Genomic DNA, 19667 nt, shown 5'->3' on the forward strand with positions numbered 1-19667 from the left:
CTCTATTACCAACGCACTTCGAATTTTTTACGTAACCAAATTGCAAGACTGTTTAAACCAATCATTAATGCAAGTAGTACGATAATCGCAGCGGCAGTACGGCCTTCGAAGAAGTTACGCAACTCATTACCTTGCCATAAGTAAACTTGGACAGGTAAAGCAGTTGCTTGATCAAATGGTGTTGTTGGAATACTTGCAACGAATGCACTCATCCCGATTAAAAGTAAAGGTGCGGTTTCACCAAGTGCATGGGCAACCCCAATAATTGCACCTGTCATAATGCCCGGTAATGCCAACGGTAAAACATGATGGAAAATCGTTTGGAACTTAGAAGCTCCCAAACCAAGTGCTGCTTGTCGAATAGAAGGTGGCACTGCTTTTAATGAAGCACGCGTGGTAATAATCACTGTTGGTAGTGTCATTAAGCTTAAAACCAAACCACCCACCAGCGGAGCTGATAAAGGCAAATGCATCCAGCCAATGAAGATTGCAGCACCAAGTAAACCAAATACGATAGAAGGAACAGCAGCAAGGTTATTAATATTTACTTCAATAATGTCGGTAAGAACATTTTTTGGAGCAAACTCTTCGAGATAAATTGCGCTGGCAACACCGATTGGAATCGCAATGATGATCACGATTAGCATCATGAACAATGAACCCATGAATGCACCTGCAAGACCACTAATTGCTGGTGAACTACGAGAGTCTGGATTCTTAAATAAGTTCAAGTTAAATGTACTTTCAAGAACACCTTTCGCCTTTAATTCATCTGCAAGCTTACGCACTTCTGGATCGAGTTGTTGCTGATCATCTGGTAATGAACGGTCAATATTACCTTTTAACCAAACATCGACGTTCGCATCACCTAAGAAGGTAATATTTTCTTTTTTACCAATGAGTGATGGATCTGCAAAAACCATATCACGTAGGCGATAAGCTTCCGAGCTTGCATATAAACTACTCAAGTAGTCACGTTGTGATGCAAGTGCAGGATCTTTAGCAATCATTCCATTTACAATGATGCCATCCCAATCGACCATACCCATTTTAGTTTGCCAATCGACATAACGTTCTTGGTAATGCGCAGGTGTTTCACCTTGAGTACGTACAGGTACTGGGCCTGCATCAATCACTTTAGGGTCAAAGTAAATTGGAACATTCATACTGGTTTGCCAAAAAGCAGGTAAACCTTTTGCCAAAATACTACCGAACAAGAGAGCAACGAATGCAAGACCAATAATGACTGCCGAGAAACCCGCAAAACGGAAAGCTTTTTCTTTGCGATGGCGTTTAGCCAAAGATTTTTCAATAACCTGTTTACGTCGTTCACGTGTTTCGGCAGCAGTTTTCGGATCAAATACGTTCTGATCCATAGGAGACGATGTATTTGATGTACTCATTCGTATTGCTCACGGTATTTACGCACAATGTACAGTGCTACAATATTTAATCCCAAGGTAATAACAAATAGTGTTAAACCTAGCGCGAATGCAACCAATGCTTGTGGACTTGAGAAGTCTGTATCTCCAGTCAACTGTTTTACAATAGTTACTGTCACTGTCGAAACAGCTTCAAATGGATTTGCGTGTAAAAGTGGACTGTTCCCTGCTGCTAAAACCACAATCATGGTTTCCCCAACAGCGCGAGAGACTGCCAATAAGAAAGCACCTGTAATACCAGGTAAAGCTGCCGGTAATACAACTTGACGGATTGTTTCAGACTTAGTCGCACCAAGTCCTAAAGAGCCATCACGCAGTGCACGCGGGACTTGAGTAATAATGTCATCAGACAAAGATGAAACAAACGGGATAATCATAATCCCCATGACAAAGCCGGCAGTTAAAGCACTCGTCGCATTAATCTCTAAACCAACATATGCACCCGCTGCTTTAAAGAATGGTCCAATAATCATCATGGCAAATACACCATAAACAATTGTTGGAATACCAGCTAAGACTTCAATTGTTGGTTTCGCCCATGAACGGAACCATGGTGAAGCATATTCAGCTAAATAAATTGCGATCATTAATCCAACTGGTACAGCAACAAGTAGAGCGATACCACTGACCATGAGCGTACCCCATAGCAATGGTAATAAACCATAACTGCCTTCAGCATTACCAGAAGTACTAAAGCCCGGGTTCCACTCTGTACCAAAGAAAAAGTCTACTGGACTAACAAAACGGAAGAAGTGCATTGCTTCGCCAAACATCGACATTACGATACCGATGGTTGTCAAAATCGCAACACCAGAACATAAAATCAAACCAATATTAATGGCACGTTCAACTTGGTTACGAGCACGATATTGTTGGCTGATTTTTTTCTTTGCCCAAACCAACCCCAATAAAGCAGCACAAATTACAACAGCAAATTTGGCAAAAGAGCCAATGGTTTGAAATTTTGCAAACTGTTGAGCAGCAGCTAATTCATAAGCAGCTGGTTTATCACTTACACCAAAACCTGAAGCAATTGATTGAACACGATCAATCAGTACACTTCTGCCCGCTTCATCAAGAGATGCACTTACAGAGGTCGGAATATTATTAAAAATAATATGATTTAAAATACTTGGTTCAACCAAGTTCCAAATGATCAAAATTAAAAAAGCAGGGATACCGCACCAAAGACCAACCAGTGCGCCATAATAACCAGGACGAGAATGTAATGTCGCCGAGTTGCTTCCCTTACCTGCTATGTTACGGCTCTTTCTCAGCCCAAGTTGATATGCGATGGCCACAAGGGCTAACAACACACCGATAAGTAGCAGATTCATGTACTCTCCACTGTTTTCTCAATTGTCATAATTTGGAAAAACAAGTTAGACAAAAAGGCTGATGAACCCTTAAGATCACCAGCCTTCATTCAAACTAACTTATTTAACAGTTTTACCTGCTTTAAAGTCAGCCAAAACTTTTGCACGTTCAGCATCAGACATCGCGATTAAACCATCACGCTCAGCTTTAGAACCTTTACCAGTCGCTTTTTTGCTTACGAAATATTCTACATATTGCGGTAAGCCTTTAACTGATTTTAAGTGTTCACCTTTCACGTAGAAGTACAATGGACGAGATACAGGGTATGTACCATTCAATACTGTCTTCTCAGATGGAACAACGTTGTTTACTGTTGCCACACGTAACTTGTCACGGTTCATGTCATAGAAACTTAAACCAAACACGCCTACTGCGCTTGGAGAAGTCTTTAAGCGAGCCAATGTTTCTGTATAGTCGCCAGCGATTTCGATTACACGGCCATCTTTACGGAAAGTAGAACATGCTTTCTTCTGAGCATCTTTGTCTAAGCTCTTGAAGTATTCATATGCTTCACAACCAGCTTCAACCATTTTCTCTTGGAAAACTTCACGAGTACCGTGGTTAGATGCAGGAATTACAAGAGTAATCGGCTCATTTGGAAGTGTTTTATCAATTTGGTTCCAGTTTGTATATGGGTTTGGAACCAATTTACCTTTTGAAGGTAACTGTGCAGCTAAAGCAGCAAACACGTGGTAAGGTTTTAATTTATAAGCTGCTTTGTGTGAGTTAGACGCAAATACAATACCGTCGTAACCGATTTTGATTTCTTGAATTTGTTTTACACCAGCTTTGTTACAAGCTTCAATTTCAGTGCTCTTAATTTTACGAGAAGCGTTTGCAACGTCGATTGTGTTATCGCCAACACCTTGACAGAATTGTTTCAAACCAGCAGAAGAACCGCCAGAACCCACTACAGGAGTTTTAAATTGAGGGAAAGTATTACCGAACTCTTCAGCTACAACGCTGGCAAACGGTAATACAGTTGAAGAACCAGCAATTTGAATCGTATCACGAGCTGCATTTGCAGTCGTTGTTACAGCTGCCCCAGTTACTGCTAACGCAATTGCGATTTGACGTGGATTTAAGCGCATTCTGTTCTCTCTCATTAATGCAATAGGTTGTACGTCACTTTTTGTTGAGTGCTTGTACGCTCTTCGATAGCTGCATTGTGAATAGAAAATATGACAATTAAGTTACAGTATGATGACGCTTTAATGATTTTTATAATGTTAACTGTCACATTATTATTTTTATTTATTATCAGTTATTTAATTCAAACTTCTCGCCTATTTTACAGAAGGTCATCGTATTTATTATGACAATTATTAAAAATATAAAATATAGTTATTTATAAATTATAAAAATCAAAGTTATTATAAATATATTAAAATCCGCTAATTTACGATGTTCTTAATTTTATGATTTAAATATTTTCTATTTTTAAAAATATGATTAAAAATTTCTAAAAATAATTATTTTCTTTGTAACATTAAAATAATATGACAAAAGATAAAGGGTTACCCATCTTAAGGTTGGTAACCGCAATATCATTGTCAATTTAGACGATCAATTCGATTGTACTTCTGGCATCACTACCATTTTTTTGCGATATTTTAAGAAATACATCACCGCTAAAACAGCAAGCCAGATTGGCCCTAAAATAACAGCCAACCTCATATCTGGTGTAAACGCCATAATAATAAGAATAAAGCATACAAAGCTAATGGTTAAATAGTTACTCCATGGGCTAAGAATACTTTGAAATTTAGTCTGACGTTTTTGCAATTTCATCGCTTTAGTAAATTTCAAATGTGTGACCGAAATCATAAGCCAGTTAATGACAAGCGCTGCGACAACCAACATCATAAAGAGCTGAAAAGCTTGACCAGGAATCAGATAATTTACGACCACACATATTGCTGTAATAGATGCAGAAACAACTGCTGCTGGAACTGGAATACCGCGGCTGTTTACTTTTTTCAAAATTGCCGGAGCATTACCCTGCTCTGCCAAACCATGCAACATACGACTATTACAATAGATACAACTGTTATAAACCGAAATAGCAGCAATCAAGACCACAAAGTTTAGAACGTTCGCAACACCATTACTATTGAGTGATTGGAAAATCATGACAAATGGACTACCGCCTTCTGCCACCATATTCCATGGATAAAGACATAAAAGAATACCGATCGCACCGATATAAAAAATCAAGATGCGGTAAACAATCTGATTTACTGCTTTTGGAATAGTGGTTTCAGGTTTTTTTGTTTCAGCCGCAGCAATACCAATTAATTCCAAACCACCAAATGCAAACATAATGACAGCCAAAGCCATGACAAAACCGTGAATCCCATGCGGGAAGAAACCACCGTGTTGCCATAAATTTGCAATACCTGCTTGCGGACCTGCTGAACCTGAAAATAATAGATAAGCACCAAAGCCAATCATGCTTAATATCGCAACAATTTTAATGCAGGAAAATAAGAACTCGGATTCCCCAAAAAAGCGAACATTTACCAAGTTAATGCCGTTAATTAAAATAAAGAAAAATAAAGCAGTCAGCCATGTCGGAATTTCAGGCCACCAAAACTGAATAAAAGTACCAATCGCACTCAGTTCGGCCATACTCACCAGTACATATAATACCCAGTAGTTCCAGCCAGACATAAAACCCGCCATTTTGCCCCAGTATTTGTTCGCAAAATAACTAAAAGAACCACTGACCGGTTCTTCAACAACCATTTCACCTAAATGACGCATAATCAAAAAGGCAATCACGCCTGCAATTGCATATCCCAATAAAATTGAAGGACCTGCCAGTTTAATTGTTTGTGATAGACCTAAGAATAACCCTGTTCCGATCGCCCCTCCGAGTGCGATGAGTTGAATATGCCGATTGGATAAGCCTTGTTTTAACTCGTGCTTATTGTTTGCATCCATAACATTATCTCCAATGTTGGTGTCACTTCCTGTACACCTTTATTCAGCACCATAGCCGAAGATCAGAAACCGACCTTCGGACATAAATAGCTTTAATATGAGTCCATTTAATTTTTGAGAAGACGTGTCCTATCTTCTATTTAAAAAGAGATTGCATCCTTACATTTAATCGGTTGGGAACGCTCCTTTAAAATTTCGTAGCCACGATCGCCGTAATCAAAACGCGCAATCACAGAAGCAAATTTTTTCAAACTTACTGGTGCATCCATTGCTGGTAGTTTTAATTCAATAAAAGTTAACTGATCATTTTGCTGAACGTTGTCTAAAACGCTCTTCAGCTGTCCAGCAGTCTCAACCACATAAGTGGTATGGCCTTTTTTACCGTTAAATACCGCTGGGATTTCAGTGTATTTCCAGTTTTGCACGTCGTTATAGGCAGCGTTTTCACCCATAATTAAACGTTCAATGGTGTAGCCGCCATTGTTCAGCAAGAAAATGATTGGTTTTAAACCGTGACGGATAATCGTAGAGAGTTCTTGTACCGTAAGCTGGAACGAACCATCACCAATAAATAAAATTTGACGACGTTCAGGTGCTGCTAACAAACTACCAAGTAAAGCCGGTAAGGTGTAACCAATAGAACCCCAAAGCGGCTGAGCAATATATTTAGCTGTAGCAGGAAGTTTGATACCTGACAAAGCAGAGTTTGATGTTCCCACTTCACCAATAATTACATCATCTTCTTTTAAGAACCCTGAAATGTAGTTCCAAAGCACATCTTGGCTTAACTTTTGTTGAGCTGGGGCTTCCATTACTTTCGGCGGTTGTTTTTCGAGAAGAGGTGTTGTCGATTTACGTGGCGCAACTTTTTTATTTAGCTCAACGAGTAACTGACCAATTTCAATACCCGGAAAATCCTGACCAAAAATGTTCAGACCATAAGATTTAATTTCGATGTAGTTTTTGGTCTCAATTTGATGAGTAAATACAGCTGAGCCTACATCGGTAAAGCGTGCGCCAATACCAATTAAGCAGTCGGATTGTTCAATGATATTTTTCACATGCGGTTGGCTTGCCCCACCCACATAAGTGCCAATGTAGCGAGGTGAACCTTCATCCATAATATTTTTTGCAGTATTCATACCTGCAAATGGAATTGAGCATTTTTGAGACAAATCATTTAAAAGTGAAGTTACCCCAAAAACCGAAGCTTCATTATCAATAAGAAGTGCTGGGCTTTGAGCATTCTCAATAATGTCACAGAGTTTGCTCACCACAGTTTGTAATAATTCAGGTTCAACAGCTGGGTAGCTTAAGTCGAGCGGACGCTCAGACACTTCAATCTTAACGTGAGTAATATCACCAGGTAGTTGGATATGTACAGGACGGCGTTCAAGGAAACACTGACGTAATACACGGTCAATTTCAGAAGCTGCATTTGCAGGAGTTAAACGAGTTTGGGCAACTGTGAACTCTTTCATACAGTTCATAATATTGTCGTAGTTACCATCAACTAACGTATGGTGTATGAGAGTGCCCTTTTGAACTGCATGTAAAGGTGGAATACCTGAGATATGAATAAGAGGTACATTTTCTGCATAGGCACCTGCAATACCATTAATCGCACTTAAGTCACCTACACCATAAGTGGTTGCCAAGGCAGAAAAACCGTTAATTCGTGCATAACCGTCTGCTGCATAGGCAGCATTTAATTCATTACAATTTCCAATAAATTCGAGTTGTGGGTCTGCTTCAACTTGTTCTAGATATGAGAGGTTAAAATCACCAGGTACACCAAAAAGATGTTGGATACCCATTTGTTTTAAACGAAGATTTAAAAAGTCACCGATTTCTATGAACATTGCTCTATATCCTTTGAGACCAATTTTTATTCCATAGAAAAATAATATTTCATCTATCTTTTAGATTTCGTGCATAATGAAAACGCATTTTAATAAAAATACATGATTTGTGTATCATAAAAGGATTTTATGCAATGGATAAGTTCGACTGGCAAATCATTCAGGCACTACAAAAGAATGGACGGCTCACTAATCAGGAAATTGGAGATTTAATTGGTTTATCAGCTTCCCAATGCTCAAGACGAAGACAGTTACTTGAGCAAAAAGGCATAATTTTAGGTTACTCCGCACGTATCCAACAACAAGCACTAGGGCTGGAAGTTACAGCGATGATTCATATTAATTTAAGGACACACGAAGCAAAATCACAGCAGGCTTTTCAGGAACTGATTGAAGCTGAAGATAACATTCAAGATGCATTTTCAATTAGTGGTGATGCAGATTTTATTTTAAAAGTCGTTGCTGAAAACTTAGAACAGCTCTCTCAATTTGTGACTGAAAGATTACTTTCTTATAATTTTATTGGTCATATAAAGTCTTACATTGTTCTTAAAAAAATTAAAGAACAGAATCATTTTTTAATCAAACCAAAAAGCATGAGCTATCATCACTCCCAATAAGTAAACTAAGCATTTCACGCTTAAAAGTTAAAATAAAAAGGCGGATATTAAATCCGCCTTAAAATTAATATTTAGACTTTACTAATATGAACTGTTTGCCCAATTGTATTTTCAAGCAAGCCTTCCAGACCAAACTCAGCACCTAGACCAGACATTTTCCAGCCACCAAAAGGTGCATGTGGCAGTACTTCTGCATGGGTATTAATCCAAACAGTACCACATTGAAGCTGACTAGCGTAAGTCTGTGCTGCTTTAATATCTGACGACCAGATTGAACCACCCAAACCAAACTCACTGTCATTGGCACGGGCAATTGCATCGTTAATATCTGTATATTTTAAAATAGGCAACACAGGGCCAAACTGTTCTTCTTGCACCACACGGCAAGACTCAGAAACTTCAGTCAAAATAGTTGGTGCAATAAAGTAGCCCTGCTCTGGTAATTGTTGCTGCCCTGAAAGTGCTTTTGCACCTTGTTCAATCGCTTCAGCAATAAGAGCTTTCACTTTGTTATATTGCATCTGGTTTTGTACTGGACCAAATGTTGTAGAAGACGCCATTCCGTCACCCACCACTTGGGCGTTGGCAATGTCAGCTAACTTTTGAGATAAAGCTTTATATTGGCTTTCATGCACATATAGACGTTTTAACGCCGCGCATGTTTGGCCTGCATTTAAGAAAGCCATATTAAAAATCTTAGCTGCAATTTCATCGATATTTGCATCTGGCAATACGATACCCGCATCATTACCACCCAACTCTAAAGTTAAGTGTTTTAGCTGCTGAGCTGCACCAGCCATAATGTGTTGACCAGTTCGAGTTGATCCCGTAAACACGACTTTTTGCACATCTGGATGAGAAGATAATGCTTCACCAATTTCACCAGCACCAACCACAATTGAAATTACGCCAGCAGGAACTTCTTGCTGAATGATTTCACATAAACGCAAAGTTGAGAGTGGTGTGTATTCAGAAGGTTTGCTAATGACCACGTTGCCCGCACGTAATGCAGGCATGATATGCCAAACCGCAATCATCAGTGGCCAGTTCCAAGGAGTAATTGAAGCTACTACTCCTAATGGTTGGCGATGGCGTTCAATGCGCTTGGTTTCACTGTCTTCAATTACTTCTACAGGCAAATCCATAGCAGCCGCGTAACGCGTCCAGCCAATTGCGCCCTGCACTTCCATTTGTGCAAGCGCGAGTGGCTTACCTTGTTCAAGCACGACCAACTCTGCGAGCATTTCAGCGTGCTTTTCAATGCCGTCTGCAATCTTGTTTAAGATCGACTTACGTTCATCATGAGAAACTTGCTGCCAAGCTTTAGATGCTTGTTTAGCTGCACTCACTGCCTGATTTACCTGCGCAACCGAAGCTTTTGCACAACGTGCAGCAGTTAAACCTGTAGCGGGGTTAAGAATTTCTAGCTCGCCTTGCTCACCTGAACAAAGTTGACCGCCAATAATGAGTTTAAATTCATTGAGCATATTCGCTTGTTGCATTTGTTCTTCCTTGTCTTAATTGTAATTACAGCCACTTACTTTTTTTCAGCTAAAACGGGATTATTAAAGTAAGTACGATATTGATATATCAATGTGACCAAAAATATTGTGGACATACCAATACAATAAGAAATTTGCTCCCCATAAATCATGCATAATTATTTTTGTTTTGTGAAAATATGCATGATTTGTGCATGTATTCTTTTCTTCATACACAATCCAAATAAAAACAATCTGCAATAAAAAAGCCCGGTAATAAACCGAGCTTTTTTGTTATCAACTCAATTAGTCGATTGGTGGTACATAGTTACCAGAAGCAATTGCATCTTTAATGCGGTCAGCTTCAGCCAATACTTGACCTAAAAGGTTTTTAACGTTTTCAAATGTCACAACAGGGCTTAATGTTGTCATTTTCAATGACTGTACATTACCAACTTTTGTTACACCGATATTTGCTTCACCACGTGCAAACAATTCGTCCGCTACGTTTTGGTTCAAGCTATCGATAAACTCAACTGGATAGCCTTGTGGAACAACGCGGAATAATACCGAAGCAAACTGTGGTTCAACTAAAAGTTCTAAACCATCAGTTGCCTTGATGTAATCTGCAACTTCACGAGTAAGTTTTACACCATGGTCAATCATTGAACCATAAAGGTCTTCACCTAGTGATTCGATTGTCATCCACAATTTCAATGCATCAAAACGACGAGTCGTTTGTAATGATTTAGACACAAGGTTTGGTACACCGTGCTCTTCGTCATAAGCAGAGTTCAAGTATTCAGCTTCGTAGTGCATGAAACGATAGTTCGCTTCATCTTTTAACAAGAACGCGCCACAGCTAATGCTTTGGAAATAATGCTTATGGAAGTCGAGAGTAATTGAGTCAGACAACTCAATACCATCAAGCATTGCACGATAGTCATTTGACAGAATTAATGCACCGCCCCATGCCGCATCGATATGCATCCATGAACCATATTTATTGGTAATTTCACGGATTTTCTTCAATGGGTCAATTGCACCAGCATCAGTAGTACCTGCTGTCGCAACGACACAAGCAACAACTTTACCTTCAGACTGAAGATGCGCCATCGTTTTTTCGAGAGCATCTACATCCATCTGTGCATTTTCATTCACAGGAACAGTCACAACTGACTGGAAGCCCATGCCCATCATTGCCATGTTCTTTTGCACAGAGAAATGTGCATTTTCAGAACAGATGACTTTGACGTTTTTCATTGCATCGGCAGGAATACCATCACGCTGTACAGACCATGGATTACCATTTTCGTCTTTCCAGTTTTTCGAGATACACCAGTCACGAGCAAGCAACACACCCATCAAGTTAGATTGAGTACCGCCAGAAGTGAAAACACCAGCCTGACCAGAACCATAACCTACTTTTTGACGCAACCAATCAATGAGCTGAACTTCCATTAATGAACCTGCAGGGCTTTGATCCCATGAGTCCATAGACTGGTTAGTTGCATTGATTAACACTTCCGCGATCTGGCTCATCACCATGGTTGGGCAGTGTAAATGTGCTAATGAATGTGGATGGTGTACTTTCAAGCTTTTATTTAAGAAAAGCTCAATCATACGTTGAAGAGATTCTTGTACACCCATACCTTCTTTTGAAGGTTGGAAAGAAATTGCTGAACGCAATTCTTTAATACTACCACCAGTGTACATCTTTTCATTTTGCAACCATGCTGAAACGGCTTTTACCGCTTCGCCCATTGCTGACTCATAGTCAGCAATGGATTGTGCATCATTGCAGAGTAACGCTTTACGATGTTCTGCAAAATCCACCATACTTATGCGCCTCGTACTGCAACCAATGCTTCTGCAATTGCTTTCTTAAAGCGAGCAACTACTTCAACACACTCGTCTTGAGTGATGATAAGCGGGCAAAGTAAACGAATTACTGTACCGTTACGACCACCTTTTTCAAGCAATAATTTATTGTTGAAACAAGCAGTTTGAATTGCAGCAGCTAATTGTGAATCAGCAGGATGTGAACCAATACGATCAGCTGGTTTACGCTCGTCAACAATCTCAACACCGATCATTAAACCGCGACCACGTACGTTACCGATACATGGGAATTCTTGAGCTAATTTTTTAAATTCAGCTTGTAAGAAGTCACCACGCTCTTGCGCATTTTGAGCAAGATTTTGTTCGCTAATCGTTTTTAATACGACAAGACCAGTACCCATAGCAAGTTGGTTACCACGGAAAGTACCCGTGTGACCAGCAGGTTGCCAAGCATCAAATTTACGTTTAATACCTAATACTGCAAGTGGTAAGCCACCACCTACTGCTTTAGACATCACAACAACATCAGGTTCAATACCTGCATGTTCAAATGCAAACATTTTGCCTGAACGTGCAAAGCCAGCTTGAACTTCGTCTAAAATTAAAACGATGTTGTGCTTTTCAGTCACTTCACGGATTTTTTGCAACCATTTTACTGGAGCTGTAACGACACCGCCTTCACCTTGAATCGCTTCAAGAATAACAGCAGCCGGTTTTGTTACACCGCTTTCTACATCTTCAATAAAGTTTTCAAAGTAGTAAGTTAAAGCGTCAACACCAGCTTCACCACCTAAACCAAGTGGGCAGCGGTATTCATGCGGATATGGCATGAATTGTACGCCTGGCATTAAACCGTTAACTGCATTTTTTGCACTTAAGTTACCAGTCATAGCAAGCGCACCATGGGTCATACCATGATAACCGCCAGAGAAACTGATCACTGAACTACGGCCAGTGTAAGTCTTAGCAAGTTTAATTGCTGCTTCAGTTGCGTCTGCACCAGCAGGACCACAGAACTGCAAGCAATATTCTTCTTTACCACCAGGTAAATATGCTAACAATGCTTCAGTGAATGCATCTTTTAAAGGTGTGGTTAAGTCTAAAGTATGCAATGGCAAACCACTTGCCAATGTATCTTGAATACTTTGAATCACCGCAGGATGATTATGACCTAAAGCCAATGTACCTGCCCCAGCTAAACAATCAAGGTACTGTGTACCTTCAACATCAGTAACCCAGCATCCTTGTGCTTTCGCTATCGCTAACGGTAATTTACGTGGATAGCTACGAACATTTGATTCCATTTGACTTTGGCGAGTCAAATAATATTCGTTAGTAGCATTAGTGGCAGGGTTAACGGAAGTAACGCTCATATCGGATTACCATCTCTGATAGGGGTAGAAAGAAATAAGTCTGGTGACGATTGGTCCTTTGACTCGGTGCTTTATAGAACTAGCAAAGACACTTATTTTATATCTTGTAACTAGGAGCGCGATGATACCTAATTTTACAAGAAAAAAAACGTCTTTTATGTACTTTACTCATCTAATCTTATTGAAAAAATGTATCATCCCAATAGTTATGATGAATTATCATCATACTATGTGACAACCTAAAGAAAATATTCTTTTTTTATATTACTTTGATTTTTTAAGTTACATTGAAACACTTTAATTTTAAGTTTTTAATTTTTAAGGACTTTATATTTACCAACATTTAAAAAAACCTGATTTTAATATTACAAATACGCCACAAAATCTGCAAAAGTTATGCATAAGTTATGTTTAACATTTCTTAATGAAAAAAATTAAATTTATATTAATTTTTAAAGGAAAAATTTATGCGTACTTTAGCCGTCTCTACCCTTCTTTTAGGTTCCCTCCTTAGCCCTTTAGTTTTTGCTCAGGATGATAATGCTTTGAACTACAATATTGTGAATGTACAAGCTGAAGCTTCTCGCCAAGTTTCAAACGATGAAATGCATGCAACTTTATATATTGAAAAAAGTAACAAACAACCAGCCGAACTTTCAAATCAAATTAATCAATTGATGAATCAAGCGCTTAATATTTCTCGTAAATATCCTCAAGTAAAAGTGGAAACTGGGGCTCAGAGCACTTATCCAATTTACGATAACGATAGCAATAAGTTAAAAGAATGGCGTGGCCGCGCTGAAATCCGTCTTGAAAGTAAAGACTTTAAAGCTGCTAGCCAGTTAGTAAACGAATTACAGCAAAACTTCCAAACTCAATCGATTAATTTTACAGTTTCTGACGAACAACGTAAAAAAGTTGAAAATGAGTTGATGGTAGAAGCATCTAAAAACTTTCAACAACGCGCTCAAATGTTGACTCAAGCATGGAATAAAAACCAATATACATTGGTTAATCTGAACTTAAATACCAACAACTATTTCCCACAACCTGTAATGCGTACCAGCATGGCTAAATTCGCTGCTGCTGAAGCGGCTCCAGCTCAAGACATGGCAGCTGGTGAGTCTAAAATTACTGTAAATGCAAACGGTTCAATTCAATTTAAATAATTTTTTCATCAAAAAAGCCGCATGAAAGATGCGGCTTTTTTATGGGTAGAACAAAATATTTAACTCAAATTTTGCAAAGAATCCCACGCGGCTTTCGCCAAAATATATTTATAAACTTTAGGATTTGAGGTAACTCGTTGTGATAACCATGCACGGCAATAATTTTCTGTTGATCCAATGACTAATGAGAGTAATAACTCATGAGGTATAGCTTTTAAAAATCCGGCCTCAGCATACTTTGAAATTTCACTAAAGATTTTCTGATTTCTTAATTTATTTTTTTGAACAAGACGCTCTTGATCCTCACCCTGCATCACACTAAAACGAGCAGATATTAAAAATTTAGCAAACTCAGGTTGTTCACTTACCCAATCAATATAACTATGAATAAAAGCATATAAAACGTCTTGAAGGGATTTTGCGCCTTCCAGATAGTCATCTCTTAACGCCGCTTGGTCATCTAAAGCAGCAAAGAATAAAGTCGCAACGATTCCTTCTTTATTTTTAAAGTGGTGATAAATAGCCCCTACACTACTGTCAGATTTTAAACGAATCATCTCAATACTTGTGGTTTCAATTCCATTTTCCAAGAAACAAGACAAGGCATCTAACAAAATCTGTCTCTTTAAAGCAGCTCTTCTGCCTGGATATAACCGTTCTAATAACTCTTGTGCAGATTGCATTCTTTGTTCCCCAACCAGTTATCGGAGATATTCTGAATGACTTGACTCGCTTTTGTAAACAGAATTATATTCTTTAACAGAACATAATTCTGTTTTTTACTATATGGAGTCTTAAATCATGGCAACCACTTTAGAACTTTGGAACAAAGTGTCTACTTTTCCGAAAGGAAAATGGACTTTCTCACGCATGCTATGTTTAAAAGCACCGTATTTCGGCAGTATTTCCCCGCTCTTTTTCGAGTTAAAACCCAACTATTGTGAAATCACCATTAAGAAAAAACGTTCAGTTCTCAATCATATTGGAACAGTTCATGCGATTGCGATGTGTAATATGGCTGAGCTCGCAGGTGGCACAATGACAGAAGTTACTGTGCCTTCTACACATCGCTGGATTCCTAAAGGTATGACGGTCGAATATTTAAAAAAGGCAGAAACAGACCTCATTGCAGTTGCAACGCCTGTAGAAAAAAATTATGACTGGGAAAAAGCCGGAGAATATTTAGTGAATGTAGAAGTCTATGATGCTCAAAAAGATAAAGTTTTTCAGGCTACGATTACCATGTGGGTTTCTAAAAAGAAATAATAAAAAAGCCCTGAACTCATCAGGGCTTTTTTTTGACTTATTTTTTAAAAGGTAAAGCATATTTAAAGATACGGCCTACCACCTGTCCAAACTGTTTAGCCAGACTTGCGTTGTTATAATTTAGACCATATTTTTTACATACAGCTTCCACTTTTGGAGCCATTTGGCGATAACGACGCGCTGGAATATCTGGGAATAAATGGTGCTCAATCTGATGGCTCAAATGTCCACTTAAAATATGTAATGCTTCTGAACCTTTCAAGTTTGAAGAACCACGAATCTGGCGCATATACCAGTGACCACGGCTCTCTTCTTGTAAAACCGACTTTGGAAATACTTCTGCATCTTTTGTAAAATGACCACAGAAAATAATTGTAAATGTCCAGATATTACGAAGACCATTAGCAACTAAGTTACCAGTAAATACAGGTAACGCTGCTGGACCTGCAATTAAAGGAAAGAAAACGTAATCTTTGAAAAGCTGGGTACCAATCTTTTTATTAACTGGTTTTAACTCTTCCAAGAATTTTGCCATGCTTTTACGTTTATAAAGGACACGTCCAATTTCAAGATTCTGAATAGCTACGCCCCATTGGAACAATAAACAAAATGGGATGCTATAAACAGGTTGAAGTAAGAAACCTGGCTTCCAGCGTTGCTCTGGGAATAAACGAAGTAAACCGTAACCAATATCATCATCAATACCTTTAATGTTGGTATAGGTGTGATGTTTATAGTTATGAGTTTGGCGCCAGTTATCAGAAGTACCGACAGTATCCCACTCGTAAGTTTGACCATTAAATTTAGGATCGTTCATCCAGTCATATTGACCGTGCATCACGTTATGACCGAGTTCCATGTTCTCCATAATTTTAGAGAAGCCTAATAGACCAGTTCCTAAAATCCACGCTGGTGGGAACCAACCTGCAAACAAACATGCACGACCTAAAAAGCTACTATAACGAATCGCAGCATAAACACGGCGGATATATTTAGCGTCTTTCTCACCCAAATCATCCAATACTTCTTGTTTGATCTGATCAAGCTCTTTTGCAAATGCATCAAGTTCTGCTGGAGTCAAATCACGATTTTTAGGATTTTTAAAATATTCGACTTTCACTGGCATATTCATAAGAGGTCTCTCTTAAAGATCAATAACTAGATCGGATTGTGCTGAGTTCACACAAATTTTGAGTAATTGGCTTGGTTCAGTATTTTCACTACCGTTGAGTAAATTACGTGTTGAACCTTGTGTTTTACTACAAACACATTTATTACAAATTCCCATACGGCAACCATGATTTGGTTTAAGACCTTCATGTTCAAGGCTGACCAAAATTGATTGGCCTTTAGGAATTGCAATCACCTTATTAGACTGGGTTAATGTGACATTCACATAACCAATATCATCAGCAGAGCTTTCATTTGTTAAGCTAAATGCTTCTGTTAAAACGGCTGGAGCGTTTTCAAATAACTGCTCAACAGTCGCCACAAAACCAGAAGGACCACACGCATAAATTGTGCTGTTTTCTACATCATCAACTAATGCTAAATGCTCTGCATTTAAACGTTCATCATTTGGGGTTTCTTGTGTATAGAAAACCTGATAATTAAAGTTCGGATATTGCTGCGCAACTTTTTCAAAGTATTCAACAAAAGCTGCATCTGAACGTTGTTTCACCCAATATAAAAGTTGTACCTGAACTTTATCTAACTGCTGGCTTTGTTTAATCGCAGTAATTAGGCTCAACATTGGGGTAATACCACTACCCGCAGCCAACATAATTAAATTCGGTGTTTTGATGTTTTGTTGCATGTCACCATAAGGTTGACCAAGCTCAAAAACATCACCGATTTTGCTTTCAGAAATAAACCAGTTACTAACAATACCGTCTGCAACTTTTTTTACGGTTAAACGTAAGTGCTGCGCATCAATTTGCGTCAAACTATAAGTACGTTCATAGCGACGACCGGCAATTTCTACAATTACAGGATGATGCTGGCCTGCAACGCCCATTTTCACTAAGCGGTTACATTTTAGCGTCAAGCTCACCATGTCGTGAGCGACAAATTCTTTTTTTACAATTTGAACAAGGCCATGTTTTACAGACCATAAAGGATTAACTTTTTGTAGCCAGAAATTAGCCATTTCTTTATCAAAGATGGCTTGTGTCAATGAATTGAATAGAGAATTTCTCTTTTCGATTGCTTGCATAACTGAGGCTCTGTCGCTCTTTTTTAATTATTATACACATGTATATATATTTGTATATACACACGTACTTTTAATTACAATTTCACAAGTTCAGCTTCTAAGGCTATAATCCTAAGAGTTTACAAATATATTGAACAGCATGACCCAATCTTCACTTTCTCAGAACCTGAATGACACACCTCAACAACAAGATGTCATTGAAATTAAAACAGCTACGCGTTCTGTGGGAAGAAAAGCGACAATTACTAAAGAAGAACTTTTTCAGGCCGCTTTAAACCTGATTGGCCCACAAAAAAGTATTGCTTCATTGAGTTTACGTGAAGTAGCTCGAGAAGCAGGAATTGCGCCAAATAGCTTCTATCGTCATTTTAAAGATATTGATGAATTAGCTATTTCTTTAATTGACCGTGCAGGTATCGTTTTACGTAAAATTATCCGTCAGGCTCGCCTACGCGCTTCCTTGCAAGAAAGTATTATTCGTAGTTCGGTCGATATTTTTCTTCAACAGCTTGATGCCGACGAAGGCAATTTAAGTTTACTGCTCCGTGAAAGTTTTACAGGTTCAGCTTCTTATAAAGCTGCCGTAGACCGTCAACTCAATTTTTTTCAGCAAGAGTTGCAAGAAGATTTAATCCGTCTTGAGCGCTTAAATAACAATCACCTCTACCATCCAGACCTTGTTGCAAAAGCAATTACTCAACTTGTGTTTCACATGGGTGCAAAAGTCATTGATTTACCAATGAATCAACGTGCAGAAGTGGCTGAACAAACCATGATTATGATTCGGATGATTTTAGAAGGCGCACGTCATTTAGATGAAGCAAAAATTCGCTAAAATTATCTTATAGATGGCTTGTTAATTAACAGGCCATTTTTAAATCTAACTCCTCTATTTTCCAATAAAAATATAATTCACCAATTGAAGCGAATAGCTTGCCAGAGTATAAATAATCTTTCCGTTTGCGCTTTCTCCTATATTCCCAACGATCTCAGGGATCCACATGCAAAATTTGAATAATCGTCAAAGTCTGATTGCAAGCTACATTCTTATGGGCATCTTTTTGCTTTCGGTTATCCCCTTACATCTATTAGCAAGTTTTTTTGCAGGCTTTCTCATTTATGAAATTATTATTAGCTTAAGTTCAGTTGTAGAACGTTATATTGATGGCCAAAGAGCCCGTATTTTTATTAGTATTTTACTTAGTATTGTTACCATTTCGCTTATTGGTTTTTTCATTACGAGCCTGATTAGTTTTGTTGTACACGATCTAAAAGGTGTAGGTTTACATAGTATTAATGGCAAAGTTGACCAAACCCTACTTCATTTGCAGGCAGAGATCGGAAAATATCTTCCAGGCTATATTCCCGATAGCGTGACAGATCTAAAAGACGAAATCTTTGCTTTTATGAAAGATAACGTGACCACATTAAAAAATACCAGTTCCGATATTTTGCATAACTTCGTGACTATGGTCATGGGATTAATTATTGGTATTTTAGTGGCGATACATGGTTTTCATCGCCGTACGCCTCAGCCTGTTTTTAAGTCACTGCTTATCCAACGTATTCAAAAACTATCAATTTCATTTAAAAATGTTGTTTTCGCACAAATAAAAATTTCAGCAATTAACACACTGCTCTTTATCTTATTCGCCTTTATTTTATTGCCGCTTTGGGGAGTTCACCTTCCTTTTGCCAAAACTTTAACTATTTTGACTTTTATGTTTGGACTCATTCCAATTTTAGGGAATCTACTTTCAAACACTTTAACATTTATTGCAGCTCTTACAATTTCTCTAGGACTAGCAGGAGCAGCATTACTTTATCTCGTTTTGGTTCATAAACTTGAATATTTTATTAATGCTAAAATTATTGGGCATAAAATCAATGCAAATGCATGGGAGATTTTATTAGCAATGCTAGTATTTGAGTCAATTTTTGGCTTAGGTGGTTTAATCGCAGCTCCAATTTTTTATGCTTATTTAAAGCTAGAATTAAAAGACGCTGGTCTTATCTAACTCAAAATCGATGTATAAAAAAAGCGCCCTCTCGGCGCTTTTTTTATTTTGGGTAA

General features: G+C 38.3%; 16 protein-coding genes. 5 read left to right on the top strand and 11 right to left on the bottom strand.

The genetic code is table 11. From position 1 onward, the window contains the following. Positions 1-5 precede the first annotated feature (5 nt). The 5 genes from pstA to KTI79_RS03695 form a co-directional block, all read right to left on the bottom strand. Positions 6-1403: a phosphate ABC transporter permease PstA gene (gene pstA / locus KTI79_RS03675; RefSeq protein WP_032053144.1), complete on the bottom strand. Its 1398-nt coding sequence runs from the start codon at positions 1401-1403 to the stop codon at positions 6-8. Next, a complete protein-coding gene (gene pstC, locus KTI79_RS03680; RefSeq protein WP_032053142.1) occupies positions 1400-2779 on the bottom strand; it encodes a phosphate ABC transporter permease subunit PstC in 1380 nt (459 codons plus the stop codon). The genes pstA and pstC overlap by 4 nt, the downstream gene beginning before the upstream one ends. A 99-nt stretch (positions 2780-2878) precedes the next feature. Beyond that, on the bottom strand, positions 2879-3910 hold the full coding sequence (locus tag KTI79_RS03685; protein ID WP_002118975.1) for a substrate-binding domain-containing protein: 1032 nt from the start codon (positions 3908-3910) through the stop codon (positions 2879-2881). Between the two features lie 475 nt (positions 3911-4385). Beyond that, positions 4386-5765 carry an amino acid permease gene (locus tag KTI79_RS03690; protein ID WP_032053140.1) on the bottom strand — a complete coding sequence of 460 codons (1380 nt, stop codon included), beginning with the start codon at positions 5763-5765 and terminating at the stop codon, positions 4386-4388. Between the two features lie 140 nt (positions 5766-5905). Then, the gene (locus KTI79_RS03695; RefSeq protein ID WP_032053138.1) at positions 5906-7627 is read right to left on the bottom strand and encodes an alpha-keto acid decarboxylase family protein; all 1722 of its coding nucleotides are present in this window, start codon (positions 7625-7627) and stop codon (positions 5906-5908) included. A gap of 134 nt (positions 7628-7761) precedes the next feature. Between KTI79_RS03695 and KTI79_RS03700 the strand changes: the two genes are divergently transcribed. Beyond that, a complete protein-coding gene (locus KTI79_RS03700) occupies positions 7762-8247 on the top strand; it encodes an Lrp/AsnC family transcriptional regulator (protein ID WP_016140351.1) in 486 nt (161 codons plus the stop codon). 71 nt (positions 8248-8318) lie between these two features. Here KTI79_RS03700 and KTI79_RS03705 read toward each other — a convergent pair whose 3' ends face one another. From KTI79_RS03705 to KTI79_RS03715, 3 genes are all read right to left on the bottom strand, one after another. After that, a complete protein-coding gene (locus KTI79_RS03705) occupies positions 8319-9749 on the bottom strand; it encodes an aldehyde dehydrogenase family protein (RefSeq protein ID WP_032053136.1) in 1431 nt (476 codons plus the stop codon). Between the two features lie 285 nt (positions 9750-10034). Beyond that, positions 10035-11567, bottom strand: a complete 1533-nt coding sequence (locus KTI79_RS03710) for a pyridoxal phosphate-dependent decarboxylase family protein (protein ID WP_002118849.1) — start codon at positions 11565-11567, stop codon at positions 10035-10037. A gap of 2 nt (positions 11568-11569) precedes the next feature. Continuing rightward, positions 11570-12943, bottom strand: coding sequence for a diaminobutyrate--2-oxoglutarate transaminase (locus tag KTI79_RS03715; RefSeq protein WP_002118718.1), 1374 nt, complete (start codon positions 12941-12943; stop codon positions 11570-11572). Positions 12944-13410: 467 nt separating this feature from the next. On the opposite strand from KTI79_RS03715, the gene KTI79_RS03720 reads away from it, so the two are divergent. Continuing rightward, positions 13411-14112 carry an SIMPL domain-containing protein gene (locus KTI79_RS03720; protein ID WP_032053134.1) on the top strand — a complete coding sequence of 234 codons (702 nt, stop codon included), beginning with the start codon at positions 13411-13413 and terminating at the stop codon, positions 14110-14112. A 59-nt stretch (positions 14113-14171) separates the two neighbouring features. Here KTI79_RS03720 and KTI79_RS03725 read toward each other — a convergent pair whose 3' ends face one another. Beyond that, a complete protein-coding gene (locus tag KTI79_RS03725; protein WP_032053132.1) occupies positions 14172-14795 on the bottom strand; it encodes a TetR/AcrR family transcriptional regulator in 624 nt (207 codons plus the stop codon). Positions 14796-14913: 118 nt separating this feature from the next. Between KTI79_RS03725 and KTI79_RS03730 the strand changes: the two genes are divergently transcribed. Further along, positions 14914-15378 (top strand): hotdog fold domain-containing protein, encoded by a 465-nt coding sequence (locus tag KTI79_RS03730; protein ID WP_032053130.1) that lies wholly within the window; start codon positions 14914-14916, stop codon positions 15376-15378. A gap of 37 nt (positions 15379-15415) precedes the next feature. Here KTI79_RS03730 and KTI79_RS03735 read toward each other — a convergent pair whose 3' ends face one another. Next, positions 15416-16510, bottom strand: a complete 1095-nt coding sequence (locus tag KTI79_RS03735; protein WP_016140345.1) for a fatty acid desaturase family protein — start codon at positions 16508-16510, stop codon at positions 15416-15418. 12 nt (positions 16511-16522) lie between these two features. Continuing rightward, positions 16523-17593, bottom strand: a complete 1071-nt coding sequence (locus KTI79_RS03740) for a ferredoxin reductase (RefSeq protein ID WP_032053129.1) — start codon at positions 17591-17593, stop codon at positions 16523-16525. 139 nt (positions 17594-17732) lie between these two features. On the opposite strand from KTI79_RS03740, the gene fabR reads away from it, so the two are divergent. Next, complete coding sequence (gene fabR / locus KTI79_RS03745) at positions 17733-18428, top strand: HTH-type transcriptional repressor FabR (RefSeq protein ID WP_032053128.1); 696 nt, start codon at positions 17733-17735, stop codon at positions 18426-18428. A 166-nt stretch (positions 18429-18594) separates the two neighbouring features. After that, the gene (locus KTI79_RS03750; protein WP_032053127.1) at positions 18595-19611 is read left to right on the top strand and encodes an AI-2E family transporter; all 1017 of its coding nucleotides are present in this window, start codon (positions 18595-18597) and stop codon (positions 19609-19611) included. Positions 19612-19667 lie beyond the last annotated feature (56 nt).

Origin of the sequence: Acinetobacter sp. WU_MDCI_Abxd143 (assembly GCF_025514195.1) — a bacterium.
GTDB classification, from domain to species: Bacteria; Pseudomonadota; Gammaproteobacteria; order Pseudomonadales; family Moraxellaceae; genus Acinetobacter; species Acinetobacter pittii_H.

Bases quoted from the DNA above. Each gene is read 5' to 3' on its own strand.
- pstA (WP_032053144.1), bottom strand. From the start codon at position 1,403: ATGAGTACATCAAATACATCGTCTCCTATGGATCAGAACGTATTTGAT.
- pstC (WP_032053142.1), bottom strand. From the start codon at position 2,779: ATGAATCTGCTACTTATCGGTGTGTTGTTAGCCCTTGTGGCCATCGCA.
- KTI79_RS03685 (WP_002118975.1), bottom strand. From the start codon at position 3,910: ATGCGCTTAAATCCACGTCAAATCGCAATTGCGTTAGCAGTAACTGGG.
- KTI79_RS03690 (WP_032053140.1), bottom strand. From the start codon at position 5,765: ATGGATGCAAACAATAAGCACGAGTTAAAACAAGGCTTATCCAATCGG.
- KTI79_RS03695 (WP_032053138.1), bottom strand. From the start codon at position 7,627: ATGTTCATAGAAATCGGTGACTTTTTAAATCTTCGTTTAAAACAAATG.
- KTI79_RS03700 (WP_016140351.1), top strand. From the start codon at position 7,762: ATGGATAAGTTCGACTGGCAAATCATTCAGGCACTACAAAAGAATGGA.
- KTI79_RS03705 (WP_032053136.1), bottom strand. From the start codon at position 9,749: ATGCAACAAGCGAATATGCTCAATGAATTTAAACTCATTATTGGCGGT.
- KTI79_RS03710 (WP_002118849.1), bottom strand. From the start codon at position 11,567: ATGGTGGATTTTGCAGAACATCGTAAAGCGTTACTCTGCAATGATGCA.
- KTI79_RS03715 (WP_002118718.1), bottom strand. From the start codon at position 12,943: ATGAGCGTTACTTCCGTTAACCCTGCCACTAATGCTACTAACGAATAT.
- KTI79_RS03720 (WP_032053134.1), top strand. From the start codon at position 13,411: ATGCGTACTTTAGCCGTCTCTACCCTTCTTTTAGGTTCCCTCCTTAGC.
- KTI79_RS03725 (WP_032053132.1), bottom strand. From the start codon at position 14,795: ATGCAATCTGCACAAGAGTTATTAGAACGGTTATATCCAGGCAGAAGA.
- KTI79_RS03730 (WP_032053130.1), top strand. From the start codon at position 14,914: ATGGCAACCACTTTAGAACTTTGGAACAAAGTGTCTACTTTTCCGAAA.
- KTI79_RS03735 (WP_016140345.1), bottom strand. From the start codon at position 16,510: ATGAATATGCCAGTGAAAGTCGAATATTTTAAAAATCCTAAAAATCGT.
- KTI79_RS03740 (WP_032053129.1), bottom strand. From the start codon at position 17,593: ATGCAAGCAATCGAAAAGAGAAATTCTCTATTCAATTCATTGACACAA.
- fabR (WP_032053128.1), top strand. From the start codon at position 17,733: ATGACCCAATCTTCACTTTCTCAGAACCTGAATGACACACCTCAACAA.
- KTI79_RS03750 (WP_032053127.1), top strand. From the start codon at position 18,595: ATGCAAAATTTGAATAATCGTCAAAGTCTGATTGCAAGCTACATTCTT.